We start from the raw sequence: 25,558 nt of genomic DNA, 5'->3' as shown, positions 1-25,558 counted from the left end.
CGGACCGCAACCCAGACCGCTGTGCTGGACAGAAATGAGCCTGAGCCACGGGCTTCGTCCAGCCCGCCCGGCCCACCTGGCGCGCCGGAGGGGGCGGGCGGGCTGGACGGACTGGACAAAGACTTCCAACACCAGTTGCCCGGTGCATCCGCAGTCCCCGATCCACCAGCTCCTTCGGGCCCCTCAGGCCCCTCAGGCCCCTCAGGTTCTTCAACTCCAGCAGCTCCAGCAGCTCCAGCAGCTCCAGCAGCTCCAGCAGCTCCAGCAGCCCAACCGAACACAGCCGGCCCTCAGACACCGGACGACTGGGCTGCCCACCTACGGGAGGCAGCTCCCTCAGCCCAGACTGCTGCGCTCCTCGGAGCCCTGGAGTCAAAGAAGCTGTCGCCGCGCGGACGTATCGACGCTCTGGCCGTACTGGAGCGCCACGCAGCATGGTTCGCTGCCCGGCAAGTGCATCTACTGGCGGACATCGCCGCACATGCCGAGTCAGCACCGCCCTCCAGCGAACGCGATATCGACACCCAGCTCCTGAACAACGGGGACTACGCGACCGAAGAGGTGGCCTGTGCCCTGCGCATCAGCAACGCGACCGCCACCGAGCGGCTTCAGATCGCCAAGGAACTGGCCGGCCACTACGCCAACACGCTCGGCCTGCTCGAAGGCGGAGAGATCTGCTACATGCAGGCCAGGAATCTGGCCAACGCCTGCCGGGTCCTCGAACCGAAGGCAGCCGCCCGAGTCGAGACCGCCATGGCGACGAGGATGCCCACCCAAGCAACTGGCCAGAGCTCCCGAGCGCTGCGCCGCCAGGTAATCAAGGCGGACCCGGAGGGCTACCAGCGTCGGCTGGAACTGCGGACGAAAGAGCGGGAGATCGTCCGTTATCCACAGGACGACGGCATGATCACCTGGGGTGCCACGGTGCCGGCAGACCTCGGCGCCCGTTTCGATCAAGCAGTCGACGCCCATGCCACGACCCTCGTCGTGGACGGCCGCACCCTCAGCCAGCGCCGAGTGGATGCTCTGGCCGATCTCATCCTCAACCGACCTGCCCTGCCGAGCGGTTCCTCCGCTTCTGCGGAATCCGAGGCACCCCAAGGCCTCTCTCGGCGACCCACCACCGCACTCGTGCACGTGACCGTGCCCCTCGACGTACTGATCGGCGTGAGCGAGGATCCGGCAGAGCTGAAGGGTTACGGCCCCATCACCGCCACGCAGGCCCGCACCATCGCCTTCGCCGAGGGCACGATCTGGCGTCGCTTGATCACCCACCCCAAAACAGGCCTGCTCATCAAGACCGACCCCGCCACCTACAGCCCCACCGCCGAAGCCGAACGACATGTCATCGCCCGGGACCAGCAGTGCGCCTTCCCTTCCTGCCGCATGCCCGCACAGCGATGCGATCTCGACCACGTCAAGGAGTTCGATCACGACCATCCCGAGTCCGGCGGTAAGACAGTCCCGGAGAATCTCATCCCGATCTGCCGTCGCCACCACCTGATGAAGCACCGCGGTAACTGGACGGTCACGCGTGATGCAGTCACCGGAATCACCACCTGGGTCAGTCCGACCGGCCACATCTACCTCAATACGCCGCGTAACTACGCGGAATAGCAGAGGCGATGGGCACCCTCCACGACTAGCTACCGATCCAGGTCCAGCGCAAGCAACAGCGAAGCAGCCGGGCACGAAGACCAGCGGGCAACGTGTGCGTGGACAATCCAGGAAACAGAGCCACAGCCCTCAGCCGGCCTACTCCACCCAGACCGATTCAAAGCGCCACCGGTGTACCGCGCGGGTGATCAAGTCGGCTTCGGGCTCGGGAAGTTCGGGCAGATCCGCATCATAGGGAGCGTCCCACCAGGTGAGGACCAGCACCCGGTCCTGCGGAGCACGCAGAAACTCACGGCGCAGAGGGCCCCGCGTACCGTCCGCGGCCGCCCTGGAAACCTCTGCCTGTGCCTGCTGCCGCGCCCACTCCAGCAACTCGCAGCCCCGGCCGTCGGCCGCGCGGGCCTCCCACATCAGCGCGACGGTCATGAGTAGAGGTTGCCCTTGCTGATTTCGTGGACATGGTCGTGATCATGTACGAGCCCGCCACCAAGCCCCTGGCCACCCGCCTGACCATGCCCCGGCCCGTCCACATCAGCATGGCCAGGCCCCTCCCCATGGTCCCGTGCGATACCGGGCACATGCGGGTCCGTGACCGGCAACGACGAGTCCGCAGACAGCTCCCAGTCCGATGCCGCCCTGTTTCGCGCCACCATTTCCGCACCGAGCGCCGCGACCATCGCGCCGTTGTCCGTGCACAGTCCGGGACGCGGCACCCGCAGTCGGATACCGGCCCGCTCGCACCGCTCCTGGGCGAGTGCGCGCAGCCTGGAGTTGGCGGCGACACCGCCGCCGATCATCAGGTGGTCGACGCCCTCGTCCTTACACGCACGGACGGCCTTGCGCGTGAGTACGTCGACGACCGCCTCCTGGAAAGACGCCGACACATCGCGCACGGGGACTTCCTCGCCCGCCGCCCGCTTCGCCTCGACCCAGCGGGCCACTGATGTCTTGAGCCCGGAAAACGAGAAGTCGTACGCCGCGTCACGCGACCCCGTCAGTCCGCGCGGGAACGCAATCGCCTTCGGGTCTCCCTCCCGTGCCAGTCGGTCGATGACCGGACCGCCCGGGAAGCCGAGGTTCAATACCCGCGCGATCTTGTCGAAGGCCTCACCGGCCGCGTCGTCGATCGTCGCACCCAGGGGCCGGACGTCCGCCGTGATGTCGGGTGCCAGCAACAGCGACGAGTGTCCGCCCGACACGAGCAACGCCATGGTCGGCTCGGGCAGCGGCCCGTGCTCCAGCTGGTCCACACAGATGTGGGAGGCCAGATGGTTGACGCCGTACAGCGGTTTGCCCAGCGCGTACGCGTACGCCTTGGCCGCCGATACGCCGACCAACAACGCCCCCGCGAGACCGGGCCCCGCCGTCACGGCGATGCCGTCGAGGTCCTTGGCGGCGACCCCGGCTTCCTTCAGCGCACGTTCAATGGTCGGAACCATCGCTTCCAGATGCGCGCGCGAAGCGATCTCCGGCACGACTCCGCCAAAGCGGGCGTGCGTGTCGACGCTCGATGCGACGGCGTCGGCGAGCAGCGTCGTACCGCGGACGATGCCGACCCCCGTCTCGTCGCAGGAGGTCTCGATACCGAGTACGAGAGGTTCGTCAGCCATGGATCTCTGTTCCTTGTGCGAGGCCCATTTCCGGGCGCAGTTCGAGGCGCATGACGAGCGCGTCCACATTGCCCGGCTGGTAGTAGCCCCGGCGGAAGCCGATGGGCTCGAAGCCGAAGCGTTCGTAGAGTTTCTGGGCGCGGATGTTGTCGACCCGTACTTCGAGGAGGATCTCGCCGCACTCGAAGGCGGTGGCGTGTCGGAGGAGATCGCTCAGGAGTTCGGCGCCGAGGCCTGTGCCCCACTGATCCCGGGCCGAGGCAATCGTCTGTACGTCGCCCATGCCGCCGACAGCCGCAAGACCCGCGTAGCCGACGATCCGCTCAGCGGTCTCCGCGACCACATAGCGCCGGGTCGCGGCCGGTCCGCGCGCGTGGGCGAGCTCGGACCAGAACATGCCCTCGGACCAGGCATCATCAGGGAACAACTCGTGTTCGAGCTCCAGCACGGGCGTGATGTCCCACCAGCGCATCTCCCGTAGTACGACCGTCACTGCGGGGTGACCACCTTGTAGTTCTTCGGCACCTGGGCGTCGGGGCGCCGCAGATAGAGCGGTGTGACCGGAAGGAACCCTTCAGCGATCACCACGTCACCCCGCTCATTTCCGGCCCCGTCACCATTGCTGCTGTCGGCACTGGTTCCGGCGGAACTGGTTCCGGCGGCATCGATCCCCCGTGCCAGCTTCTCGGCCGCCAGTGCCGCGAGGGCCCCAGCCGATACGTGTTCGGGAGCTCGCGCGTCGAGGAAGGTATCGGGATAGAGCAGCGCGCCTGCCCCCACCGCAGGCAATCCCGCGACCTGTGTGGCGATGTCCCCGGGCCGGTCCACGGCAGGTTCGCCCAGCCGGGTCCGGAATCCGTCGTACCGCGCCCAGTAGACCTCCTTGCGCCGCGCGTCCGTCGCGACGACGAAGGGGCCGTCGAGCCCGGACGCGTAGGCGAGGCCGTCCAGCGTGCACAGCCCGTACACGGGCACACCCAGAGCGGACCCGAACGTGGCGGCCGTCACCAGCCCCACGCGCAGTCCGGTGTAAGGTCCCGGGCCGACGCCGACGACGATGCCCGTGAGGGCGTCCAGTTTCAGCCCGGCTTCGGCAAGGACATGATCGACGGCGGGCAGCAGCAACTCCCCATGACGGCGGGCATCGGTCCGACTGGACTCGGCGACCACGGATGTTCCGTCGTGGAGGGCGGCAGTGACGGCGGGCGTGGCGGTATCAACGGCGAGCAGGAGCACACAAACAGCCTACGGCTCCTGCGGCGGGGGCACGGCGCCCCATCCCGTCAGCCCGCTGCTGCTAACGTCACCGAGAATTCGTACGTACGAGAAATGGGGAGCCTCAGGTGTCAAGGAGCAGCTCGGGAATCGTGGCCGGGCTCACCGGGGCAGCGCTCGCCGTGGTCGGCTTCCTCGCCTACCAGGCGTCGGCAAACGCCCCCGCCAACCTCGCGGCCCCCAAGCCCTCGTCCTCGGCGTCCTCCTCGACCAACCCGTCGGGCACCCCGGCGAAGCCGGGAAAGCAGAACAGCCACGCGGTGCCGCTGCACTCGGGGGCCGGCTCCCGCGTCGTGTACTCGCTCGGGGCGAAGCGGGTGTGGCTGGTGAGCGACACCGGGGTCGGCGTGCGGACCTTCGAGGTCATGCCGAGCGCGGTGAATCCGCGCCCGGGAACGTACCAGGTGACTTCGCGCACAGGCAGCACGATGGGCTCCGACGGGGTGCCGATCGAGCACGTGGTGCGGTTCGCGAGCGTCAACGGGGTGACGGTCGGGTTCAGCGCCGCCACGGACAACTCGATGTCGAGCCCCGACCCGCAGCAGAAGACCGGCGGAATCCGGATGAAGCGCGCGGACGGCAACGCGATGTGGCCGCTCGCGACGTTCGGCACGAAGATCGTCGTCGTCCCTTAGCCGCCCCGCGGCTCCTGCCTGCTCATGCAGCGCCCGCGGCTGAGGCCCTGGCGCACGCACGATCTCGCATGGCTCGCGCGGGGGCCTTCCGTCTGACTCGCAGCGCTTCCGTATGGCCCGCGCAGGTTCCCGTACGACTCAATCTCGGAACCCGGCAGAACCCGGCAGCCCCGCATACACTCGCGCGGCTCCTGTGCGCCCGCCGCTCTGCTCTGCCGCCAGGCTGTAATCCATACGGATTGCGCGGCAACCCATACGGATTACGCGGCGTCGCGCTCTTCCTCAGGCTCCCCGGTGACGGCGGTGGGCTCAGGCGCGGGGGCGCGCGGTGGTGTGGACACGGCGTTCGCCGCCTCGCAGGAGGCGAGCAGATCGCGCATCGACATGGGGGACGGCGACTGCGCTTCGGTCTCCGATGCGGACATGGCTGCCTCCTCGGTCAGGCATGGTTAGGTAGACCTAACCAGGTCTTGGTATCCATGTCACCACGCCCGGTGGGATCTGTGCAACACCTTACCGACGGCTTGTCGGAAAGTACGGGGTGAATTTCCGGATGCGCATGCGAACTGCTCAGGCAGCCCCGTGGCACCCAGGCCTCCTCCTCCCGGCCTCTCGGAGCATCGCGAAGCCCTCAGGCCTTCCGGGAAACTCCCCCGGGCCCGTCCCGAACCTCCACCGAACCCCCGTCAGGCCCCCGGGCCCTTCCAGACCTGCTGCGATCCCCTCAAAGCCCCTGTGGCCTCCCTCAGACCGGAGAGAGCCCCCTCAGGCCTCCCCGAGCTCCCGGAGACCGTCGAGGTCCGTGCGCTGTTTCTCTGCCGCCCAGCGCGCCCCGAACCCGCTGACCGTCACCACGCGGCGCTCGTCGTCCGTGTCGCCCACACCCCGCTCGATGACCACCCGGAGCCGGTCGTCCGACAGTTCCTCGACCTTCCCGTCCCCCCACTCGACCACGATCACCGAGTCGGGCAGCGAGACGTCCAGATCGAGGTCCTCCATCTCGTCGAGCCCACCGCCCAGGCGGTACGCGTCCACGTGCACCAGCGGGGGGCCGTCGCCCAGCGGCGGATGGACACGGGCGATGACGAAGGTCGGGGACGTGACCGCTCCGCGCACGCCGAGGCCCTCGCCCAGGCCCCGGGTGAGGGTGGTCTTGCCCGCGCCGAGTTCACCGGAGAGCATCACGAGATCGCCGGGGCGCAGCAGTACGGCGAGGCGACGGCCCAACTCCTGCATATGGTCGGGGGAGTCGATGGTCAGGCGGGTGGCGAATGCGGCGGCCGTGTCAGCTGCCGGGCTGTGCGGGGCTTCCATACAGGCCAACGTTAGCGTCTACCGGTACCGCACCCGCCCTCGCCAGCAGTTCGGTCAACCGGCCGGTCACGGTCTCCGGATGTTCGAGCATGACCAGGTGCCCGGCGTCGGGAACGATGACCAGTTCCGCCGTGGGCAGCAGATCGGCGATGATCTGGCTGTGCGCACTTGGTGTCACCAGGTCGTTCTCGCCGGCCAGGATGAGTGCGGGCACCTCGGCGAAGACCTCGGCCAGCGCGTCCGCCTTGTCGTGGTCGGTGAAGGCCGGATAGAACTCCGCGACCACATCGATCGGTGTGCCCTCGATCAGCCGCTCCGCGAACCGGGCCACGCCGGGGTCGACGTCCTTCGAACCGAACGAGTACCGCTTGACCAGCCCGGCGAACAGGTCCGCCGTGGCCCGCCGCCCCCGCTCCACCAGCTCCGTCTGGGACCCGAGAGCCTTCAGCACGCCGGGAAGCACGCGCCGCACCGCGTTCACGCCCGCCACCGGCAGCCCGAAACTGACCTCGCCGAGCTTCCCGCAGGAGGTGCCGACGAACGCGGCACCGACGACCCGGTCTCTGACCAGTTCGGGGAACTGTTCGCCGAGCGCCATCATCGTCATGCCGCCCATCGAATGTCCCACCAGCACCAGAGGTCCCTCCGGTGCTGCCGCGTCGATGACTGCTTTCAGATCGCGGCCGAGCTGGTCGATGGTGAGCGGTACGCCATCGGCCTGCGCCTGACCGCGCTCCGAGCGGCCGTGGCTGCGCTGGTCCCAGTGGACGGTCCGGACGACGCCGCGTAGCGCCGCACGCTGGAAGTGCCAGGAATCCTGGCTGAGGCAGTAACCGTGTGAGAAGACGACCGTGACGGGCTGAACCGTCCGGCGCCCGGACGACCGCCGCTTACGCGCCCCGGCTGTCCCGTCTTTGGCTGTCCCGTCTTTCGCAGCTTCCCCGGCCGCCCGGCGGCCGCCGGCCGTCCCGACGGTCCCATCCGCTCCCGCAGCACCTGAAGCACCTGAAGCACCCGAAGCTGCACCAGCCGTCCCAGCTCCACCCGGCTCTGCTCCGACACCCCGCGCCCGCGCACCACTGAGCGACCCCGGCGGGTAAGCGTCGACCTCGTCGACCTCGTAGTAGATCCCGGTCCCGTCATCGGCGGCCGCCCGGCCCGGGACACCGCGCAGTGAGCCGTACGGGCCCGATGCGTCGAGGGCGAGCCGCGCCTTCTTGCGCATGCCGCGGCCGACGGTCAGACGCTCGACCGCCACGCCCGCCGCCGCACCGGCCGCGAGCACACCGATCGCGGCGCCGGCGAAGCCACCGGCCCTGCGCCAGTTGGCGCCCGCCGCGGCGGCCTGGGCCACATTCGCGCTGGTGCTCTCGCTCACCGTGCCGCTCTCCTACTGGTCGTCGTCCGGCTACTCGTCGTCGTCCGGTTACTCGTCGTCCGGCTGCTGGTTCATCCCATCACCGGCGGTTCGGCTGCTGCCTGTCCGGTCGTGACCGTCCGGACTGCTGCCCGTCGGACGGGTTACTGCTCACCCAGTCCCTCATTCACGTACACGCGGTCCACTCGCGACCCGATCCGGGTGACGATCTCGTACGCGATCGTGTCCGCGGCCCGGGCCCAGTCCTCGGCGGTCGGTTCGCCCCGGTCACCCGGCCCGAACAGCACCGCCTCCGCACCCGGAAGGAGTTCGTCCCCCTCCAGGTCCACGACGAACTGGTCCATGGCGATCCGGCCCGCGACCCGCCGCAGTCGCCCGCCGATCAGCACAGGTCCCTTACCCGAAGCGTGGCGCGGGACACCGTCCGCGTACCCGAGGGGAACCAGGCCGAGTGTGGTCTCGGCCGGGGTGACGTAGTGATGGCCGTAGCTGACGCCGTGCCCCGCCGGTACGTGTTTGACCAGGCCCAGGCGGGCGCTGAGCGTCATGACCGGACGCAGGCCGAAGTCGGCGGCGGTGCCGAGCTGCGGTACGGGCGAGATGCCGTAGAGCGCGACGCCCGGACGGATCAGGTCGTACTGCGCCTCGGGCAGCGTCAGCACGGCAGGCGAGTTGGCGATGTGCCGGACCTCGGGGCTGAGCCCTGCCTTCTCGGCGTACGCGATGGCCTCGTCGAAGCGGTCCCGCTGCGCGGCGATGGACGGATGGCCGGGTTCGTCTGCGCACGCGAAGTGCGACCAGATCCCGGTGACATCGGCCAGCCCCTCGGCCTCAGCGGCGACCGCGGCGCCGACGAGTTCGGGCCAGTCGGCGGGCTGGCAGCCGCCGCGCCCGAGACCGGTGTCGGCCTTGAGCTGGATACGGGCCGTACGGCCGCTCGCCCGGGCCGCATCCAGTACCTCGTCGAGCGCCCACATACCGCCCACGGACACATCGATATCGGCCTCGATCGCCTCTCGCCACGGCCCGCCGGGCGTCCACAGCCAGCAGAGCAGCCGGGTCCGGATACCCGCGGCGCGCAGTGCGAGCGCCTCCTGCGGGGTCGCGGTACCGAGCCAGTCGGCTCCGGCCTCAAGTGCGGCCCTGGCGCAGGGCAGCATGCCGTGGCCGTACGCATCCGCCTTGACCACTGCCATGAGCTGGGCACGGGGCGCACGGGCGCGCAGCGCGCGCACATTGGCACGCAGCGCGCCAAGATCGATCTCCGCACGCGCTCGCATGAGTGCCCCGGTTGTCCCGGTCCCCCGGTCACCGCGCCCGGCTGTCCCGGTCCCCCGGTCATCGCGTGTCCCAGCCGTCCCGGTGCCCCGGTCGCCGCATGCCCCGTCCGTCTCGGTGCCCCGCTCGCTACGAGTCCCGGTCATCTACGTGCCTCAGTCATCTGTCTGTCCCCGTCATCGCGCCCAGTCTCTCAGAGCGGGCTTCCGCTCCCACTCCCTCGCAGAGCGCGTGCGCCCGCCCCGCTGGCGCCCAGCCCTGTGCCCAGCCCTGTGCCCGAGCCGGGCGCAGGGCTGGACAGCCACCCAGGGCAGCCGGGCACCGGGGGTGAGGCAGCCACCCCCGGCCAGGACGGACCGAGACACGAGCGAGGAAGTGGCCAGGACGGACACCTCAGCGCCCCTCACTCCTCGCCCCCTCACCTCACCCCCTCACCCCCCGCAGACGTCCCGCCAGGCCGCCGCGATCCCGTCCGCCACGTCCTGGGCGACCACAGCCGCCCCGCCGGAAGCCCGGCGGGCGGCCAGGCCGTGCAGATAGGCCGCGACGGAGCCTGCGTCCCTGGCGTCCAGTCCTGCCGCCAGCAGTGAGCCAGCCAGGCCCGACAGGACGTCGCCGCTGCCCGCCGTGGCCAGCCAGGGGGTTCCGGTCGGGTTCACCCGGACCGGTGTGTCGCCCGAAGGGGCCGCGACGAGGGTGGTCGAGCCCTTGAGCAGGACGGTCGCCCCGTAGCGCGAAGCCAGCGCCCGTACCGACGCGAGCCGCGCCCCCTCGACCTCCTCGCGTGACACGTCGAGCAGGGCAGCCGCCTCGCCCGCGTGCGGGGTGAGCAGAGTCGGCGCCGAACGGTCCTGTACGGCCGACGCGTCCAGCAGCCGCAGCCCGTCCGCGTCCACGAGCACCGGCACGTCGGATGCCAGTACGTCGTCGACCACCGACCTGTCGTCCCCGAGGCCGGGGCCGACGACCCACGCCTGAACACGTCCCGCCTTCGCCGGCGGCCCGGCGTGCACCAGCGTCTCCGGGAACCGTGCGATCACCGCGTCGGCGGCAGGCCCCACATACCGCACTGCCCCTGCCCCGCCCCGCAGCGCGCCCGCCACGGCCAGCACGGCCGCTCCCGGATAGCGTGCGGATCCGGCGACGACGCCGACGACGCCCCGCCGGTACTTGTCGCTCTCCGCCGAGGGCATCGGCAGCAGTTCCGCCACGTCCGCGTACTGGAGCGACTCCAGGTCCGGTACGACGGGCAGGTCGAGCCCGATGTCCACGAGCCGCAGGGCCCCCGCGTACTCGGCGGCCGGATCGATGAGAAGTGCAGGCTTGTACGCGCCGAACGTCACGGTCGCGTCCGCCCGCACGGCCTCACCGACGACCTCGCCCGTGTCGGCGGACACCCCGCTCGGCAGGTCCACGGCGACCACCGGCACCGCGTCGGACACCGCCCAGAGGGCGGCCACCGCATCGGGCCGCAGCCCGCCCCGGCCGCCGATACCGGTGATCCCGTCGACCACCAGGTCGGCCCGGCCGACCACCGATACGTCGTCGACCCGCCCGCCGGCCGCGAGCAGCGCCCGCAGGCCGCCCTGGTGGGCCCGGTCGGGGGCCAGCAGCACCGCCGCCACCCCCGCGCCGCGCCGGGCCAGGCGGGCGCCCGCGTACAGGGCGTCTCCCCCGTTGTCCCCGCTCCCGACGAGCAGCACCACCCGGGCGCCGTACACCTTCCCGAGCAGATCCGCGCAGGCCGCGGCGAGGCCGGCGGCGGCCCGCTGCATGAGGGCGCCCTCCGGCAGCCTGGCCATCAGTTCGCGCTCGGCGGTCCGTACGGTCTCCACGCTGTAAGCAGTACGCATGCCTCAACCCTCCACTGTCGCCCCGCCGCTCTCAACCGCCCGCGACCCACGCCACGCCGACCTCACCCGGCCGCCACCAGTCAGGCCGGACCTCAGCCCTCAACCCTCAACCCTCAGCCCGACAGCGACCAGCCACCACTGACCACCCGTCACACCACCCCTAAGCGATCACCCCTCAGATCAGAGATCACCCCTCAGCGATCACGACGGCCGAGGCCACCCCCGCGTCATGGCTGAGTGAGACATGCCACGACTGCACGCCCAGTTCGGCGGCCCGTGCCGCTACCGTGCCGGTCACCCGCAGCCGGGGCCGGCCGCCGTCCTCCACGAACACCTCGGCGTCCGTCCAGCGCAGCCCACCGGGCGCGCCGAGCGCCTTGGCCAGCGCCTCCTTGGCCGCGAACCGGGCGGCCAAGGAGGCGATACCCCGCCGCTCACCGCCCGGAAGCCGCAACTCGTCCGACAGGAAGAGCCGTTGCGCCATCTCGGGGGTCCGCTCCAGCGCCGCGGCGAACCGTTCGATCTCCGCGACGTCGATCCCCACGCCGACGATCACTCGGCCACCCCCCGCTGCCCGAAACGCCTGTGCGCCCGGCCGGACCCCGCTCCCACGACCATCACTCCACCGTCACCGACTTCGCGAGGTTGCGCGGCTGGTCGACCTCGTTGCCCCGCGCGGTCGCCAGTTCGCAGGCGAACACCTGGAGCGGAACGGCCGCGACCAGGGGCTGCAGCAGGGTGGGCGTGGCCGGGATGCGGATCAGGTGGTCGGCGTACGGTACGACCGCCTCGTCGCCCTCCTCCGCGATGACGATGGTCCGCGCACCGCGTGCCCGGATCTCCTGGATGTTCGACACCATCTTCCCGTGCAGCACTGACCGCCCGCGCGGCGAGGGCACGACGACGACCACCGGCAGATCCTCCTCGATCAGCGCGATGGGACCGTGCTTGAGCTCACCCGCCGCGAATCCCTCCGCGTGCATATAGGCGAGTTCCTTCAGCTTGAGCGCACCTTCCAGCGCGACCGGATACCCGACATGCCTGCCGAGGAACAGCACGGTGTCCTTGCCGGCCAGCGACCGCGCCAACTCCCGTACCGGCTCCATGGTTTCCAGCACCCGCTCGACCTGGCAGGAGATCTCGGACAGTTCCCGGATGACGGCCCGGATCTCGTCCGCCCACTTCGTCCCGCGCACCTGCCCCAGATAGAGCGCGACGAGGTAGCAGGCCACCAGCTGCGTCAGAAAGGCCTTGGTCGACGCGACGGCCACCTCGGGTCCTGCGTGCGTATAGAGCACGGCGTCCGATTCCCGCGGAATGGTCGAACCGTTGGTGTTGCAGATGGCCAGCACTTTCGCGCCCTGCTCGCGGGCATGGCGCAGCGCCATCAGGGTGTCCATGGTCTCGCCGGACTGCGAGATGGCGATCACCAGCGTCTGCTGGTCGAGGATCGGGTCCCGGTAGCGGAACTCGCTGGCGAGCTCGGTCTCGCAGGGAATCCTGGTCCAGTGCTCGATGGCGTACTTGGCGATCATCCCCGCGTGGAAAGCGGTCCCGCAGGCCACGATCACGACCTTGTTGACCTCGCGCAGCACCGCGGCGGGAATCCGTACCTCGTCGAGCGTCAGCAGCCCGCCGGTATCGATACGCCCCAGCAGAGTGTCGGCGACAGCCTTCGGCTGCTCGGCGATCTCCTTGAGCATGAAGTAGTCATAGCCCCCCTTTTCTGCCGCCGATGCGTCCCAGTCGACGTGGTACGAACGGACGTCGGCCGGTGCCCCGTCGAAGTCGGTGACGAGCACGCCGTCCCGGCGGAGCTCCACCACCTGGTCCTGCCCCAGCTCGATCGCGGACCGCGTGTGGGCGATGAACGCGGCCACGTCCGACGCGAGGAAGGACTCACCCTCTCCAACGCCCACCACCAGCGGTGAGTTCCGCCGCGCGCCGACCACCACGTCCGGTTCGTCGGCGTGCACCGCGACCAGCGTGAACGCCCCGTCCAGCCTTCGGCACACCTGCCGCATCGCCTCCGCCAGGTCCCCGCACGAGGAGTACGCCTCGGCCAGCAGATGCGCCGTGACCTCCGTGTCGGTCTCGGACGCCAAGTCGTGCCCGCGTCCGGCCAGTTCCTCACGCAGGGCGGCGAAGTTCTCGATGATCCCGTTGTGGACGACAGCCACCCGGCCCGCGTTGTCCAGATGCGGGTGCGCGTTCTCGTCGTTGGGCGCCCCGTGCGTGGCCCAGCGGGTGTGCCCGATCCCCGTCGCTCCGGCCGGCAAAGGCCTCTCGACCAGCTCCTTCTCCAGATTGGCGAGCTTCCCGGCCTTCTTCGCGGCCGCCAGCCCGCCGTCGGCGAGCACCGCCACGCCGGCCGAGTCGTAGCCCCGGTACTCCAGCCTCTTGAGACCCGCGATGACAACATCAAGCGCCGACTGCCCGCCGACGTACCCCACGATTCCGCACATCCCGGCAGCCTACGGCGGAGCCGCCCGCAGAGTCCGCAGCGGTCGGCCCTCCGGGACGCCGCCGCCCCCTAGTGACGCACCCCACCCGCCACCCGGGCCACACAGCCGCCACAATGAACAGGTGATCTCTCCGGTCTCCCCGCCGCCGCGGAGCGCCCACCGGCCCAGGCCGGAGGCGACTCCCTACGTCGACCTCACCCGTACCGAGTGGAGCGCACTGCGGGAGAAGACGCCGCTGCCGCTCACCGCCGAGGAGGTCGAACGGCTCCGCGGACTCGGGGACGTCATAGACCTCGACGAGGTACGCGACATCTACCTCCCGCTGTCCCGGCTGCTCAACCTCTACGTCCAGGCCTCGGACGGACTGCGCGGAGCACTCAACACCTTCCTGGGCGACGCGGGCAACGGCCACGGCACCCAGCACGGCACCCCCTTCGTCATAGGGGTCGCCGGGAGCGTCGCGGTGGGCAAGTCCACCGTCGCCCGGCTCCTGAAGGCGCTGCTCGCCCGCTGGCCCGAGCACCCGCGCGTCGAGCTGGTCACCACCGACGGGTTCCTGTACCCGATGGAGGAGTTGAAGCGGCGCGGGCTCACGGGCCGCAAGGGGTTCCCCGAGTCGTACGACCGCCGTGCCCTCACCCGGTTCGTCGCGGACGTGAAGTCCGGCAGGGACGAGGTCACCGCGCCCGTCTACTCGCACCTGATCTACGACATCGTGCCGGGCGAGCGGCTGACCGTGCGCCGCCCGGACATCCTGATCGTGGAGGGGCTGAACGTGCTGCAGCCCGCGCTCCCCGGCAGCGACGGCCGCACCCGGATCGGTCTCGCCGACTACTTCGACTTCTCCGTGTACGTGGACGCGCGCGCCGATGACATCGAGAGCTGGTACCTCAACAGGTTCAGGAAGCTGCGCGCGACCGCGTTCCAGGACCCGTCCTCGTACTTCAGGAAGTACACCCAGGTCTCCGAGGACGAGGCGCTGGAGTACGCACGCACCATGTGGCGGACCATCAACAAGCCGAACCTGGTGGAGAATGTGGCACCGACGCGCAGCCGTGCCACCCTCGTCGTGCGCAAGGGACCGGACCACAAGGTCCAGCGTCTCTCGCTGCGCAAAGTCTGACCTTCCTGGAGTGCCCGCGTGCTGCATCTGCGCCTGATCGTGCCCGCCGACCGTACGGACGAGGTCCTGCACCTCATAGGCCACACCGTGGGCACCACGCACCTGGTGGTGATGCCCGGCGCGGCCCGCGATCCGCAGGGCGATGTGGTGATGTGCGATGTGGCGCGCGAGGCGGGCGACGATCTGATCGGTGCGCTGCGCGGGCTCGGCATCGACCGGTCCGGTTCGATCGCCGTCGAGAACACGGATCTGACACTCTCCGCGTACGCCGACAAGGCGGAGGCCGACGCGCCCGGTGAGGGCTCGGACGCGGTGCTGTGGGAGGAGCTGACACGGGCGACCGACGAGGAGTCCACGTTCAGCGTCACCTATGTGGCGTTCATGGCCGTCGCGACGATGCTGGCCGCCTGCGGTGTGATGCTCGACAACGCGATCCTGATCGTGGGCGCGATGGCGGTGGGACCCGATTTCGGGCCGCTGGCGGGGATCTCGACGGCGCTGGTGCAGCGGGCTCCGCGCCTGGTGGGGCGGTCGCTGTGGGCGCTGACCGGAGGGTTCGCCATCGCGATGGTGCTGACGGCAGGATTCGCCTGGCTGATGAACACCTTCGGGCTCTTCACCATGCACATGGTCGAAGCGGCCCGGCCCAACACGGCGTTCATCTGGCAGCCGGACTGGATGTCGTTCGTGGTGGCGTTCCTCGCGGGCATCGCGGGGACGCTCTCGCTCACTTCGGCGAAGTCCGGGGCGCTGATCGGTGTGGCCATCTCCGTGACGACCGTACCGGCTGCGGCCAATGCGGCGGTGGCGTTCAACTACGGCGACTACAGCCAGACTTGGGGTTCGGTCAGCCAACTGCTTGCGAACCTGGGCGGGATCGTGCTCGCGGGCACGCTGACCCTGCTGGTGCAGAAGGCACTGCTGTCGGTACGCCGCCGCCGCGCACTGGAGCACGCTGGAGCGCACTGAAGCGCACTGCACGGAACGCGCTGACTGAAACGGCCGGCCGGCCCTGGCTACCTTGCCCTGACGCCGACGCCCCGCGGTGTGCGTACGGCGTCACCCCGGACGCCGCACGCACCACGCATCACGCATCACGCATCACGCAACAGCCTCTGACCCGGCGGCGGCCGCTACCCCAGCGCGGACTTCACCACGTCGGCCAGCCGGGCCGCCACCGTCTTCGCCTGGTCGATGTCCGCAGCCTCGACCATGACCCGCACCAGCGGCTCCGTGCCCGAGGGGCGCAGCAGTACGCGGCCGGTCGAGCCCAGTTCACGCTCGGCCTCGGTCACCGCAGCCCTCAGCTCGGCCGATGTGGCGACCCGCGACCTGTCCACGTCCGGCACGTTGACCAGGACCTGCGGCAGCCGCACCATCACACCCGCCAGCTCGGCCAGCGTCCGGCCGGTGGCAGCGACCCGGGCGGCCAGCATCAGTCCGGTGAGGGTGCCGTCGCCGGTCGTCGCGTGGTCCAGGACGATGACATGGCCGGACTGCTCGCCGCCCAGCGCGTAGCCGTGTTCCTTCATCGACTCCAGGACATAGCGGTCACCGACCGCCGTCTGGACCAGCTCGATGCCCTCGCGCTCCATGGCCATCTTGAACCCGAGGTTGGACATCACGGTGCCCACCACGGTGTTTCCGCGCAGCGTGCCCGCCTCGCGCATGGCGAGGGCCAGGACGGCGAGGATCTGGTCGCCGTCGACCTCCTCGCCCGACGCGTCCACGGCGAGGCAGCGGTCGGCGTCGCCGTCGTGCGCGATACCGAAGTCGGCGCCGTGTTCGACCACGGCGGCCTTGATCAGCGCCAGATGGGTCGAGCCGCAGCCGTCGTTGATGTTCAGCCCGTCGGGCTCGGCGCCCAGGGTGACGACCTCGGCCCCGGCCCGGGTGAACGCCTCGGGCGAGACGCGGGACGCCGCGCCGTGCGCCTCGTCGAGGACGACCTTGAGGCCGTCGAGCCGGTTGGGCAGGACGCCGATGAGATGGGCGACGTACTGGTCGAAGCCCTGGTCGTACGTACGGACCCGGCCCACGCCCGCGCCCGTCGGGCGCTCCCACGGCTCGCCGGTGCGGTGCTGGTCGTAGACCGTCTCGACGCGGTCCTCCAGCTCGTCGGCGAGCTTGTGGCCGCCGCGCGCGAAGAACTTGATGCCGTTGTCCGGCATGGCGTTGTGGCTGGCGGAGAGCATCACGCCGAAGTCGGCGCCCAGCGCACCGGTGAGATACGCCACCGCCGGGGTGGGCAGCACACCGACGCGCAGGACGTCCACGCCCGCGCTCGCGAGGCCCGCGACGACGGCGGCCTCCAGGAACTCTCCGGACGCACGCGGATCGCGCCCGACCACCGCTTTCGGCCGATGGCCCTCGAATGTGCCCGCTTCCGCGAGTACGTGCGCCGCGGCGACCGAGAGACCGAGCGCGAGCTCCGCCGTCAGGTCCACGTTGGCGACACCGCGCACACCGTCCGTGCCGAAGAGTCGTCCCACTGTTGTCCTCCGAAAGATGCTCCGAGAAATTCCGAATACCCAATACCCAGGTCTCTGAGCGTTGTGAACGTCTTGTGCCGTTATACGCCGGAGGACCTGATAAACGAACGCCCCGGCAGCACAGAAGGTGCCGCCGGGGCGAACGTACAAACAGGGTCGTGCATGCAGCCCTGCAAGCCGTGATTAGCGCTTGCTGTACTGCGGGGCCTTACGGGCCTTCTTGAGACCGGCCTTCTTGCGCTCGACCGCACGGTCGTCGCGGGAGAGGAAGCCGGCCTTCTTCAGCGTGGCGCGGTTGTTGTCCACGTCCGCCTCGTTCAGCGAGCGGGCCACGCCGAGGCGCAGGGCGCCGGCCTGACCGGACACGCCGCCACCCGAGATGCGGGCGATGACGTCGTAGCGGTTGTCGAGTTCGAGCACCTTGAAGGGCTCGTTGACTTCCTGCTGGTGCACCTTGTTGGGGAAGTAGTCCTCAAGGGTACGACCGTTGATCTTCCACTTGCCGGTGCCCGGAACGATCCGGACGCGGGCAATGGCGTTCTTGCGGCGGCCCAGGCCGGCCGCCGGCTGCGGGTCGCCGAAGCGGCCCGCGAGCGACTCGCTGGTGTACTCGCCCTCGACCGGAACCTCGGACTCGAAGGTGGTCACCTCGGCGAAGGTCTCTTCGCCCTCGGTGCCCGCCACGTCGTCGGTGGGGGTCTCTGCAGTGGTCTCGGCCACGATTCTCCTCAGATCTTTCTTTACGTCTTAGGGGGTGGCCGGAACTACTGCGCGACCTGGGTGATCTCGAACGGGACAGGCTGCTGGGCAGCGTGCGGGTGCTGGTCTCCCGCGTAGATCTTCAGCTTCGAGAGCACCTGACGGCCCAGGGTGTTCTTGGGAATCATGCCCTTGATGGCCTTCTCGATGGCCTTCTCGGGGCTCTTCTCAAGCAGCTCGTCGTAGCGGACGGAACGCAGGCCACCCGGGTAACCGGAGTGGCGGTACGCCATCTTCTGGGTCTTCTTGTTGCCGGAGAGGTGAACCTTCTCGGCGTTGATGATGATGACGAAGTCACCCATGTCCATGTGCGGGGCGTAGATCGCCTTGTGCTTGCCCCGCAGGAGGGTGGCGGCGGTCGTCGCCAGACGGCCCAGGACGATGTCCTGCGCGTCGATGATGTGCCACTGGCGAGTGACATCGCCGGGCTTGGGGCTGTACGTACGCACTTCGTAGCCTTCGCTTCTTCAGTGGATGGGGTCCAGACACACGGCACCCCTGAAGCGATCTGCAGCTGGGGCTCACAATGCCGGGGACGCTGCCCGTATGCGAGCCACTGGTAACTGCTCCAGGGAACCTACGTAAGGGCCCTTCGCGTGAGAACGACGAAGCCAATACGTATAACAAAAGCCGAGACTACCCGCGCCGCCCCGGATGGGTCAAAACAGCTGGTCCGGGCCCGGGATCACGGGCCCGGACGACGGTACAGCCACCGGACCGGCTGCCCCGGCCGCCGCACCCGTCACGCCTGTCATGCCAACCGCACCCGTCACACCTGTCCCGCCCGTCACGCCCACCGCACCGTCCGCCTCGCCTACCGCACCCGCTCCACGCGCCGCTCGTCCCACACCGGCTCGGCCGTCTCCCGTACGACGCCGTCCGAGCCGAAGACCAGATACCGGTCGAAGGACTTCGCGAACCAGCGGTCGTGGGTGACCGCGACCACCGTGCCCTCGTACGCCTCCAGACCCTCCTGGAGCGCCTCGGCCGACTCCAGGTCCAGGTTGTCCGTCGGCTCGTCCAGGAGCAGCGCGGTGGTGCCCGCCAGCTCCAGGAGCAGGATCTGGAAGCGCGCCTGCTGGCCGCCCGAGAGCCGGTCGAAGAGCTGGTCGCCCTGGCGCTCCATCTCGTACCGGCGCAGCACGCCCATGGCCGCCCCCCGGTCCTTCGCGTGCTCCGTCCACAGGATGTCGACGAGCGTGCGGCCCAGCAGCTCCGGGTGCGCGTGGGTCTGGGCGAAGTGGCCGGGCACGACACGGGCGCCGGTCTTCCACTGGCCGGTGTGGGCGACGTCTCCGCCGGCCAGCAGCCGCAGGAAGTGGGACTTGCCCGACCCGTTGGAGCCGAGCACCGCGACCCGCTCGCCGTAGAAGATCTCCAGCGAGAAGGGCTTCATCAGGCCGGTCAGCTCAAGGTTCTCGCAGGTCACGGCCCGTACGCCGGTGCGGCCTCCGCGCAGCCGCATGCTGATCTCCTGCTCGCGCGGCGGCTCGGGCGGCGGCCCGGCCTCCTCGAACTTCTGGAAGCGCGTCTGCATGGCCCGGTAGCGCGATGCCATGTCGGGGCTGCTCGCCGCCTGGTTGCGCAGCCGCAGCACCAGCGCCTTCAGCCGGGCGTGCTCCTCGTCCCAGCGCCGCTTGAGCTCCTCGAACCTCGCGAAGCGCTCCTTGCGGGCCGCGTGGTACGTGTCGAACCCGCCGCCGTGCACCCAGACGTCCGAGCCGGCCGGACCGGGCTCCACACTCACGATCTTCTCGGCGGCCCTCGACAGCAGCTCCCTGTCGTGCGAGACGAAGAGCACCGTCTTGCGGGTCTCCTTCAGCCGCTCCTCCAGCCAGCGCTTGCCCGGCACGTCCAGGTAGTTGTCCGGCTCGTCGAGGAGCAGCACCTCGTCGGGCCCCCGCAGCAGCGCCTCCAGGACCAGCCGCTTCTGCTCGCCCCCGGAGAGCGTCCGCACCTCGCGGAACTGCGCCTTGTCGTAGGGGACGCCGAGCGCGGCCATGGTGCACATGTCCCAGACGGTCTCGGCCTCGTACCCCTGCACCTCGGCCCAGTCGCTCAGGGCCTGCGCGTACGTCATCTGCGCGGCCTCGTCGTCCACGGTCATGATCAGGTGCTCGGCGGCGTCCACCGCCCGGGCCGCTTCGCGGATGCGCGGCTGTGCGACCGAGACGAGCAGGTCCCGGACCGTACGGTCGTCACGGACCGAGCCGACGAACTGCCGCATCACTCCGAGGCCGCCGCTCACCGAGACCGTCCCGCCGTGCGGCTGGATCTCCCCCGCGATCAGCCGCAGCAGGGTGGTCTTGCCGGCGCCGTTGGCACCGACCAGGGCCACGACCGCGCCGTCACCCACCCGGAACGAGGCATCACCGAGCAGCACCCGCCCGTCCGGCAAGTAGTACTCAAGATGACCCGCTTCAAGATGTCCCATGCACCGGATTGTCGCCCACACGCACCCCCGGGAGGCAACCGGATTCCGGCGCCCCATTCCGGCGCCCCTGGGGGCTCGGGCCCGGCGAAGCCGGATTAGTATGCGCGCCATGAGCTTCGGGCAAGGGGGGCCCTCCTGGGGGCCGGGGGATTCACAGCGGAACAACGCCAACGGCGGGGACGGCCGGTGGCAGGCCCCGGGCGGGCAGACGCCCGGCGGGACGCCCGACTGGGCGGCGCTGGCCGACGAGAGCGCCGCACGCGGCAAACGCAAGAAGCTGCTGCTGATCGGCGGCGGGGTACTGGCCACCGCCGTGGTGGGGGCTCTCGTCGCGGCCGTGGTCGTGGCGGCGGGCAGCGGATCCGACACGGCCGGCAAGAACCTCCCCTCCCCCGAGGCGCTGCCGAGCAAGAGCAGTGAGGCCCTGCCGTCCTTCACGCCGAAGGCCCCGGCGCCACCGCCCGACCCCAAGGACTTCATCTCCAGCTCGAAGAAGGACACGGCCCCGCTCAGCGCCGCCACCCTCTTCCCCGGCGCGACGATCGCGGTGGGCGACCACACGTACAAGAAGGCCGCCACCCACCGCACCACGGCCTGCTCGTCCGTCACCCAGGGTGCGCTCGGGTCAGTGCTGGTCAACAACGGCTGCGGGCAGGTCATCCGGGCGACGTTCAGCAAGGGAGGCATCGCGGTCACCATCGGTGTCGCCGTCTTCGACACCGAGGCGCAGGCCCAGAAGGCGATGAAGCAGTCGGCCGGAGGCGTCGCCTCGCTCAACGGCGCGGGCGTCCCCACCTTCTGCCGCAACGGCTCGGTCTGCCGCAGGACCGCCAACGCCTATGGCCGCTATGCCTACTTCACGGTCGGCGGTTTCACCAGCGGCAAGAACGTCACACAGTCCGACGCCGACGTCTTCACTGCGGGCGACGACGTGGCGGAGTTCACCTTCCGCCAGATCGTGGCGCGCGGCCAGGCCCAGGCGTCGGCGGCTGCCACCGCTCCGGCGAGCTGAGGCCGCCCCGCCCGCTTCTGTCCCTGCCCGGCTCAGCTGCGGCCGCTGCCGCCCCGGTGGCGCAGCCGCAGCCGCAGGGGCAGCAGCGCGGACTCGATCTGCGTCGCCAGGTCCATCTTCGACACGCCTTCGGTGCGCTCCTCGAAGCGAATCGGGATCTCCACACCGCTGTAGCCGCGGCGTACGGCCAGGAACTTCAGCTCCACCTGGAAGCTGTATCCGGCGCTGCCCAGCGTCGTCAGGTCCACCGCGCGCAGCGTCTGCGCGCGCCACAGGTTGAAGCCCGCGGTGATGTCGCGGATCCGGGTGTCCAGGATGGTGCGCGCGTACTGGTTGGCGAAGCGCGACAGCAGCTTCCGGTGCAGGCCCCAGTCCTCGTCCAGCGAGCCGCCGTCGACGTACCGGCTGCCGACGACGAACCCGGCGTCGGTCGCCAGCGCGGTCCCCAGCAGCTGCGGCACGACGTGCGCGGGGTGGCTGCCGTCGGCGTCCATCTGTACGACGTAGTCGGCGCCCTCGTCGAGCGCGGCCAGCATCCCGGCGGCGTAGGCGCGCCCCAGGCCGTCCTTCTCCGTGCGGTGCAGCACGGTCATCCGCGGCCGGGCCCCGACGGCGCCCACTGTGCCGTTCCGGGCCGCGTTGTACTCGGCGGCCAGCTCGTCGGCCAGCCGGCCGGTGCCGTCGGGGCTGGCGTCGTCCACCACCTTCAGCTGGAGGCCGGGCAGCGGCAGGGCCAGCACGGCCTCGGCGGTGCGCGGCAGGCTGGCGGCCTCGTTGTACGTCGGCATCACCACGGTCAGCGGCAGTGCACCCCACTCCTGGGGGAGCTGCCCGGTCGTGGAGGGCTGAGGCATGGGATCTCCGTACGTCGGCGATGTGCGCTTCCCTGCGGGCCACCGGGCCGCGGCGGCGATCGCCCCCCGGCCGGCCTCGGATCCGGCCCTTCGGACTCGGCCTCGGACTCGGCCTCAGCAGCAGCCGGCGGCCCCCGGCAGGGTCCGCATATTACGTGCCTCGCGGCTCCTGGCCGCGAGCAACTCGTCGGCGGGGTAGCCCACTTCCTCCAGCGTCAGCCCATGTGGGCGCACCACGCGCACCGAGGAATCGCGCACCGCGACGGCGAGCACCTTCCCCGGCCACTCCACCGGCCGGTGCCCGTCGCCGACGGAGAGCAGCGCACCCACCAGCGAGCGGACCATGTTGTGGCAGAAGGCGTCGGCCCGCACGGTTCCGGTGACGATCCCGTCGGTGCCGCGCTCCCAGATCAGCTGCTGGAGGGTGCGGATCGTGGTCGCGCCCTCGCGCTTCTTGCAGTACGCGGCGAAGTCGTGCTCCCCGATGAGGGCCTGCGAAGCGGCGTTCATCGCCGGGAGGTCCAGCTCCCGGTCGTGCCAGAGGACGTGCCCGCGCAGCAGCGGATCGACCCCGCCGGGCCGGTCGCTCACGCGGTAGGCGTACCGGCGCCAGATCGCCGAGAACCGGGCGTTGAAGCCCGGCGGTGCCTCGGCCACCCGCCACACCCGTACGTCCTGGGGAAGCCGCCCGGACAGCCGCCGCAGCAGCATCTCCCGGTGCTCCTCCCACACCTCACGGGGGAGGTCGACCTGCGCGACCTGGCCACGGGCGTGCACCCCGGCGTCGGTGCGTCCGGCGACCGTCAGGTCGTACGTCGTGGCCGAGCGGGTCACGGTACGGATGGCCGACTCCAACTCGCCCTGCACCGTGCGCCGTTCGTTCTGCTTCGCCCAGCCGGAGAAGTCCCTGCCGTCGTACGCAAGGTCCAGCCGCACCCGTACCGAACCGGGCTCCACCTCATCACTCACCAGCGCATCCTCTCAGCCTCACGCGCCCCACCGCACCGCACGATTCACCCACCACACAAAGAAGAACGGACCCGCACCGCCCCGGAGGGAGATACGAGCCCGTTCAGCTGTCTTCAGAACGTTGTCCTCAGAACGCTGCCCTCAAAAGGGTCAGGCGTCCTTGGACTCCGCCTCGACCGGCTTCGCGTCCTCGACGACCTCGGCCGGGGCCTCGGTCTTCGGGGCAGCGTCCTTGGCGGCACGCTTGGTCGCGGCCTCGGCCTCACCGGTGGCCTCCTGGGCCACGGTCAGCGCCTCGACCAGCTCGATGACCGCCATCGGGGCGTTGTCGCCACGACGGTTGCCGATCTTGGTGATGCGGGTGTAGCCACCGGGGCGGTTCTCGTACCGGGGGGCGATCTCGGTGAAGAGCGTGTGGACGACGCCCTTGTCCGTGATCGACTTCAGCACGAGGCGACGGTTGTGGATGTCGCCCTTCTTCGCCTTGGTGATGAAACGCTCCGCGACCGGACGCAGGCGGCGAGCCTTGGCCTCGGTCGTGGTGATGCGGCCGTGCTCGAACAGCGACTTCGCGAGGTTCGCGAGAAGCAGACGCTCGTGCGCGGCGCCGCCGCCCAGACGGGCACCCTTGGCAGGCTTCGGCATGGTGTTTCTCCTTGTGATCTGCACCGGCCGTATCAGGTACCGGTGTCAGTAACCGGCGGGCTGCTGCCCGCCGGAAGTCCACGGCCGGGACCCCGGACATTCCCGGGGTCCCGGCCGGAGGCGTATCAGTACTGCTCGGTCTCCACGAAACCGGCGTCCGCGTCGTCGTCCGCACCGAAGGCGTCGGCGGCGGCGGTCGGGTCGAATCCGGGCGGGCTGTCCTTGAGCGCGAGGCCCATGCCGGCCAGCTTCGCCTTGACCTCGTCGATCGACTTCGCACCGAAGTTGCGGATGTCGAGCAGGTCGGCCTCGGACCGCGCCACGAGCTCACCCACGGAGTGGATGCCCTCGCGCTTGAGGCAGTTGTACGAACGGACGGTGAGCTCAAGCTCCTCGATCGGCAGCGCCAGATCGGCGGCGAGCGCGGCGTCCGTCGGCGACGGGCCCATGTCGATGCCCTCGGCGTCGATGTTGAGCTCGCGGGCCAGACCGAACAGCTCGACCAGGGTCTTACCGGCCGACGCCATGGCGTCACGGGGACGCATGGCCTGCTTGGTCTCGACGTCGACGATCAGCTTGTCGAAGTCGGTGCGCTGCTCGACACGGGTCGCCTCGACCTTGTACGTGACCTTCAGCACCGGGGAGTAGATGGAGTCGACCGGGATGCGGCCGATCTCCTGGCCCAGCTGCTTGTTCTGCACGGCGGAGACGTAGCCGCGGCCGCGCTCGACGGTCAGCTCCATCTCCAGCTTGCCCTTGCCGTTCAGCGTGGCGAGGACCAGGTCGGGGTTGTGCACCTCGACACCGGCCGGCGGGGCGATGTCAGCAGCGGTGACCAGGCCGGGGCCCTGCTTACGCAGGTACATCACGACCGGCTCGTCGTGCTCCGAGGAGACGACCAGCTGCTTGATGTTGAGGATGAGGTCGGTCACGTCCTCCTTGACGCCCGGCACGGTGGTGAACTCGTGCAGGACACCGTCGACGCGGATGCTGGTGACAGCGGCGCCGGGGATCGAGGAGAGGAGCGTGCGGCGGAGCGAGTTGCCGAGGGTGTAGCCGAAGCCCGGCTCCAGCGGCTCGATCACGAACCGCGAGCGGTACTCGTCGACGACCTCTTCGGTCAGCGACGGACGCTGAGCGATAAGCATGTGGTGATCCTTCAGTCGTGGGCGCCCACTATTTGACGCCCCCAAGGTCTTGCTGTCGTGCGGTGCTGCTGTGGTGCGGTGCTGCTGCTGTGCGGTTCTGCCGGTGCACAGGCACAGGAATCGCGTGCCGCACACGTACTACAAGAGTACGAGTCCTACAAGGGTACGGGCGGTACGCCGAAAAGAGGCCGTACCGCCCGCATAACCCTGTGGAACAGTCCGACGCCGGAGCGTCAGACGCGACGCCGCTTCGGGGGGCGGCAGCCGTTGTGCGGGGTGGGGGTGACGTCCTGGATCGAGCCGACCTCAAGGCCGGTGGCCTGGAGGGAGCGGATCGCGGTCTCACGGCCGGAGCCGGGACCCTTGACGAAGACGTCGACCTTGCGCATGCCGTGCTCCTGCGCGCGACGGGCGGCCGACTCGGCGGCCATCTGCGCGGCGAAGGGGGTGGACTTGCGCGAGCCCTTGAAGCCGACGTGGCCGGCGGAGGCCCAGGAGATCACGTTGCCCGAGGGGTCCGTGATCGAGACGATCGTGTTGTTGAACGTGCTCTTGATGTGGGCATGCCCGTGAGCGACGTTCTTCTTTTCCTTGCGGCGCACCTTCTTGGTAGCACCCTGACGGCCCTTAGGAGGCATGTCTTACTCCCGGTGGAGTGGAGGTGATCGGTCCTACAGCGAAGACCGCTGAACAGCGT

Annotated in this window: 25 protein-coding genes; 5 read left to right on the top strand and 20 right to left on the bottom strand. The window is 70.0% G+C overall.

Annotated elements, in window-relative coordinates; genetic code table 11:
• The first annotated feature begins 453 nt into the window (after positions 1 to 453).
• Positions 454 to 1,617 carry an HNH endonuclease signature motif containing protein gene (locus tag OHB13_RS22470; RefSeq protein ID WP_406070175.1) on the top strand — a complete coding sequence of 388 codons (1,164 nt, stop codon included), beginning with the start codon at positions 454 to 456 and terminating at the stop codon, positions 1,615 to 1,617.
• Positions 1,618 to 1,755: 138 nt separating this feature from the next.
• Here OHB13_RS22470 and OHB13_RS22465 read toward each other — a convergent pair whose 3' ends face one another.
• The 4 genes from OHB13_RS22465 to tsaB are packed head-to-tail and all read right to left on the bottom strand — an operon-like array spanning position 1,756 to position 4,463.
• Positions 1,756 to 2,043 (bottom strand): hypothetical protein, encoded by a 288-nt coding sequence (locus tag OHB13_RS22465; RefSeq protein ID WP_328378273.1) that lies wholly within the window; start codon positions 2,041 to 2,043, stop codon positions 1,756 to 1,758.
• Positions 2,040 to 3,227 carry a tRNA (adenosine(37)-N6)-threonylcarbamoyltransferase complex transferase subunit TsaD gene (gene tsaD / locus OHB13_RS22460; protein ID WP_266854218.1) on the bottom strand — a complete coding sequence of 396 codons (1,188 nt, stop codon included), beginning with the start codon at positions 3,225 to 3,227 and terminating at the stop codon, positions 2,040 to 2,042. The genes OHB13_RS22465 and tsaD overlap by 4 nt, the downstream gene beginning before the upstream one ends.
• The gene (rimI, locus tag OHB13_RS22455; protein ID WP_266860771.1) at positions 3,220 to 3,699 is read right to left on the bottom strand and encodes a ribosomal protein S18-alanine N-acetyltransferase; all 480 of its coding nucleotides are present in this window, start codon (positions 3,697 to 3,699) and stop codon (positions 3,220 to 3,222) included. Before rimI ends, tsaD begins: the two co-directional genes overlap by 8 nt.
• Positions 3,700 to 3,716: 17 nt before the next feature.
• Positions 3,717 to 4,463, bottom strand: a complete 747-nt coding sequence (gene tsaB, locus OHB13_RS22450) for a tRNA (adenosine(37)-N6)-threonylcarbamoyltransferase complex dimerization subunit type 1 TsaB (RefSeq protein ID WP_328378272.1) — start codon at positions 4,461 to 4,463, stop codon at positions 3,717 to 3,719.
• Positions 4,464 to 4,570: 107 nt separating this feature from the next.
• Between tsaB and OHB13_RS22445 the strand changes: the two genes are divergently transcribed.
• The gene (locus OHB13_RS22445) at positions 4,571 to 5,137 is read left to right on the top strand and encodes a hypothetical protein (RefSeq protein ID WP_328378271.1); all 567 of its coding nucleotides are present in this window, start codon (positions 4,571 to 4,573) and stop codon (positions 5,135 to 5,137) included.
• 260 nt (positions 5,138 to 5,397) lie between these two features.
• Here the strand turns inward: OHB13_RS22445 and OHB13_RS22440 are convergent, their stop codons facing one another.
• The 7 genes from OHB13_RS22440 to glmS form a co-directional block, all read right to left on the bottom strand.
• Positions 5,398 to 5,562, bottom strand: a complete 165-nt coding sequence (locus OHB13_RS22440) for a hypothetical protein (RefSeq protein ID WP_266854223.1) — start codon at positions 5,560 to 5,562, stop codon at positions 5,398 to 5,400.
• 340 nt (positions 5,563 to 5,902) lie between these two features.
• The gene (gene tsaE, locus OHB13_RS22435) at positions 5,903 to 6,451 is read right to left on the bottom strand and encodes a tRNA (adenosine(37)-N6)-threonylcarbamoyltransferase complex ATPase subunit type 1 TsaE (protein WP_328378270.1); all 549 of its coding nucleotides are present in this window, start codon (positions 6,449 to 6,451) and stop codon (positions 5,903 to 5,905) included.
• The gene (locus OHB13_RS22430; RefSeq protein WP_328378269.1) at positions 6,423 to 7,829 is read right to left on the bottom strand and encodes an alpha/beta fold hydrolase; all 1,407 of its coding nucleotides are present in this window, start codon (positions 7,827 to 7,829) and stop codon (positions 6,423 to 6,425) included. The genes tsaE and OHB13_RS22430 overlap by 29 nt, the downstream gene beginning before the upstream one ends.
• Before the next feature lie 143 nt (positions 7,830 to 7,972).
• Positions 7,973 to 9,109: an alanine racemase gene (alr, locus tag OHB13_RS22425; RefSeq protein WP_328378268.1), complete on the bottom strand. Its 1,137-nt coding sequence runs from the start codon at positions 9,107 to 9,109 to the stop codon at positions 7,973 to 7,975.
• 429 nt (positions 9,110 to 9,538) lie between these two features.
• Positions 9,539 to 10,960, bottom strand: coding sequence for an NAD(P)H-hydrate dehydratase (locus OHB13_RS22420; RefSeq protein WP_266854229.1), 1,422 nt, complete (start codon positions 10,958 to 10,960; stop codon positions 9,539 to 9,541).
• A gap of 187 nt (positions 10,961 to 11,147) precedes the next feature.
• Positions 11,148 to 11,516, bottom strand: coding sequence for a holo-ACP synthase (locus OHB13_RS22415; RefSeq protein WP_328378267.1), 369 nt, complete (start codon positions 11,514 to 11,516; stop codon positions 11,148 to 11,150).
• Positions 11,517 to 11,577: 61 nt separating this feature from the next.
• On the bottom strand, positions 11,578 to 13,425 hold the full coding sequence (gene glmS / locus OHB13_RS22410) for a glutamine--fructose-6-phosphate transaminase (isomerizing) (RefSeq protein WP_328378266.1): 1,848 nt from the start codon (positions 13,423 to 13,425) through the stop codon (positions 11,578 to 11,580).
• Positions 13,426 to 13,546: 121 nt separating this feature from the next.
• On the opposite strand from glmS, the gene coaA reads away from it, so the two are divergent.
• Positions 13,547 to 14,548 carry a type I pantothenate kinase gene (gene coaA, locus OHB13_RS22405; RefSeq protein WP_328378265.1) on the top strand — a complete coding sequence of 334 codons (1,002 nt, stop codon included), beginning with the start codon at positions 13,547 to 13,549 and terminating at the stop codon, positions 14,546 to 14,548.
• 18 nt (positions 14,549 to 14,566) lie between these two features.
• Entirely contained in the window at positions 14,567 to 15,517 is a 951-nt protein-coding gene (locus tag OHB13_RS22400; protein ID WP_328378264.1) for a DUF389 domain-containing protein, read from the top strand.
• A gap of 164 nt (positions 15,518 to 15,681) precedes the next feature.
• Here the strand turns inward: OHB13_RS22400 and glmM are convergent, their stop codons facing one another.
• The 4 genes from glmM to OHB13_RS22380 form a co-directional block, all read right to left on the bottom strand.
• Positions 15,682 to 17,040, bottom strand: coding sequence for a phosphoglucosamine mutase (gene glmM / locus OHB13_RS22395; RefSeq protein ID WP_266854238.1), 1,359 nt, complete (start codon positions 17,038 to 17,040; stop codon positions 15,682 to 15,684).
• Positions 17,041 to 17,223: 183 nt separating this feature from the next.
• Positions 17,224 to 17,760 (bottom strand): 30S ribosomal protein S9, encoded by a 537-nt coding sequence (gene rpsI, locus OHB13_RS22390; RefSeq protein ID WP_371535952.1) that lies wholly within the window; start codon positions 17,758 to 17,760, stop codon positions 17,224 to 17,226.
• A 44-nt stretch (positions 17,761 to 17,804) separates the two neighbouring features.
• Positions 17,805 to 18,248, bottom strand: coding sequence for a 50S ribosomal protein L13 (gene rplM, locus OHB13_RS22385; RefSeq protein ID WP_250299329.1), 444 nt, complete (start codon positions 18,246 to 18,248; stop codon positions 17,805 to 17,807).
• 365 nt (positions 18,249 to 18,613) lie between these two features.
• Positions 18,614 to 20,233, bottom strand: coding sequence for an ABC-F family ATP-binding cassette domain-containing protein (locus tag OHB13_RS22380; protein WP_328378263.1), 1,620 nt, complete (start codon positions 20,231 to 20,233; stop codon positions 18,614 to 18,616).
• A gap of 109 nt (positions 20,234 to 20,342) precedes the next feature.
• Between OHB13_RS22380 and OHB13_RS22375 the strand changes: the two genes are divergently transcribed.
• Positions 20,343 to 21,245 carry a hypothetical protein gene (locus OHB13_RS22375; RefSeq protein WP_328378262.1) on the top strand — a complete coding sequence of 301 codons (903 nt, stop codon included), beginning with the start codon at positions 20,343 to 20,345 and terminating at the stop codon, positions 21,243 to 21,245.
• 32 nt (positions 21,246 to 21,277) lie between these two features.
• Here the strand turns inward: OHB13_RS22375 and OHB13_RS22370 are convergent, their stop codons facing one another.
• From OHB13_RS22370 to rpsK, 5 genes are all read right to left on the bottom strand, one after another.
• Entirely contained in the window at positions 21,278 to 22,099 is an 822-nt protein-coding gene (locus tag OHB13_RS22370) for a polyprenol monophosphomannose synthase (RefSeq protein ID WP_266854244.1), read from the bottom strand.
• Between the two features lie 114 nt (positions 22,100 to 22,213).
• A complete protein-coding gene (gene truA, locus OHB13_RS22365; RefSeq protein WP_266854245.1) occupies positions 22,214 to 23,068 on the bottom strand; it encodes a tRNA pseudouridine(38-40) synthase TruA in 855 nt (284 codons plus the stop codon).
• A 150-nt stretch (positions 23,069 to 23,218) separates the two neighbouring features.
• A complete protein-coding gene (rplQ, locus tag OHB13_RS22360) occupies positions 23,219 to 23,713 on the bottom strand; it encodes a 50S ribosomal protein L17 (RefSeq protein WP_164264461.1) in 495 nt (164 codons plus the stop codon).
• A gap of 125 nt (positions 23,714 to 23,838) precedes the next feature.
• Positions 23,839 to 24,861 (bottom strand): DNA-directed RNA polymerase subunit alpha, encoded by a 1,023-nt coding sequence (locus OHB13_RS22355; RefSeq protein ID WP_164264460.1) that lies wholly within the window; start codon positions 24,859 to 24,861, stop codon positions 23,839 to 23,841.
• 233 nt (positions 24,862 to 25,094) lie between these two features.
• Positions 25,095 to 25,499, bottom strand: a complete 405-nt coding sequence (rpsK, locus tag OHB13_RS22350) for a 30S ribosomal protein S11 (protein WP_125496499.1) — start codon at positions 25,497 to 25,499, stop codon at positions 25,095 to 25,097.
• Between the last annotated feature and the right edge of the window lie 59 nt (positions 25,500 to 25,558).

This window comes from Streptomyces sp. NBC_00440 (assembly GCF_036014215.1).
In the GTDB taxonomy this organism is placed as follows: Bacteria; Actinomycetota; Actinomycetes; order Streptomycetales; family Streptomycetaceae; genus Streptomyces.
The sequence above is the reverse complement of the archived record's forward strand: the minus strand, read 5'-3'. Positions and strand labels throughout refer to the sequence as shown.

Bases quoted from the DNA above. Each gene is read 5' to 3' on its own strand.
- OHB13_RS22380 (WP_328378263.1), bottom strand. From the start codon at position 20,233: ATGGGACATCTTGAAGCGGGTCATCTTGAGTACTACTTGCCGGACGGG.
- OHB13_RS22465 (WP_328378273.1), bottom strand. From the start codon at position 2,043: ATGACCGTCGCGCTGATGTGGGAGGCCCGCGCGGCCGACGGCCGGGGC.
- OHB13_RS22370 (WP_266854244.1), bottom strand. From the start codon at position 22,099: ATGCCTCAGCCCTCCACGACCGGGCAGCTCCCCCAGGAGTGGGGTGCA.
- OHB13_RS22355 (WP_164264460.1), bottom strand. From the start codon at position 24,861: ATGCTTATCGCTCAGCGTCCGTCGCTGACCGAAGAGGTCGTCGACGAG.
- OHB13_RS22420 (WP_266854229.1), bottom strand. From the start codon at position 10,960: ATGCGTACTGCTTACAGCGTGGAGACCGTACGGACCGCCGAGCGCGAA.
- tsaE (WP_328378270.1), bottom strand. From the start codon at position 6,451: ATGGAAGCCCCGCACAGCCCGGCAGCTGACACGGCCGCCGCATTCGCC.
- glmS (WP_328378266.1), bottom strand. From the start codon at position 13,425: ATGTGCGGAATCGTGGGGTACGTCGGCGGGCAGTCGGCGCTTGATGTT.
- OHB13_RS22375 (WP_328378262.1), top strand. From the start codon at position 20,343: ATGAGCTTCGGGCAAGGGGGGCCCTCCTGGGGGCCGGGGGATTCACAG.
- OHB13_RS22440 (WP_266854223.1), bottom strand. From the start codon at position 5,562: ATGTCCGCATCGGAGACCGAAGCGCAGTCGCCGTCCCCCATGTCGATG.
- rpsK (WP_125496499.1), bottom strand. From the start codon at position 25,499: ATGCCTCCTAAGGGCCGTCAGGGTGCTACCAAGAAGGTGCGCCGCAAG.
- rplQ (WP_164264461.1), bottom strand. From the start codon at position 23,713: ATGCCGAAGCCTGCCAAGGGTGCCCGTCTGGGCGGCGGCGCCGCGCAC.
- rimI (WP_266860771.1), bottom strand. From the start codon at position 3,699: ATGCGCTGGTGGGACATCACGCCCGTGCTGGAGCTCGAACACGAGTTG.
- tsaD (WP_266854218.1), bottom strand. From the start codon at position 3,227: ATGGCTGACGAACCTCTCGTACTCGGTATCGAGACCTCCTGCGACGAG.
- alr (WP_328378268.1), bottom strand. From the start codon at position 9,109: ATGCGAGCGCGTGCGGAGATCGATCTTGGCGCGCTGCGTGCCAATGTG.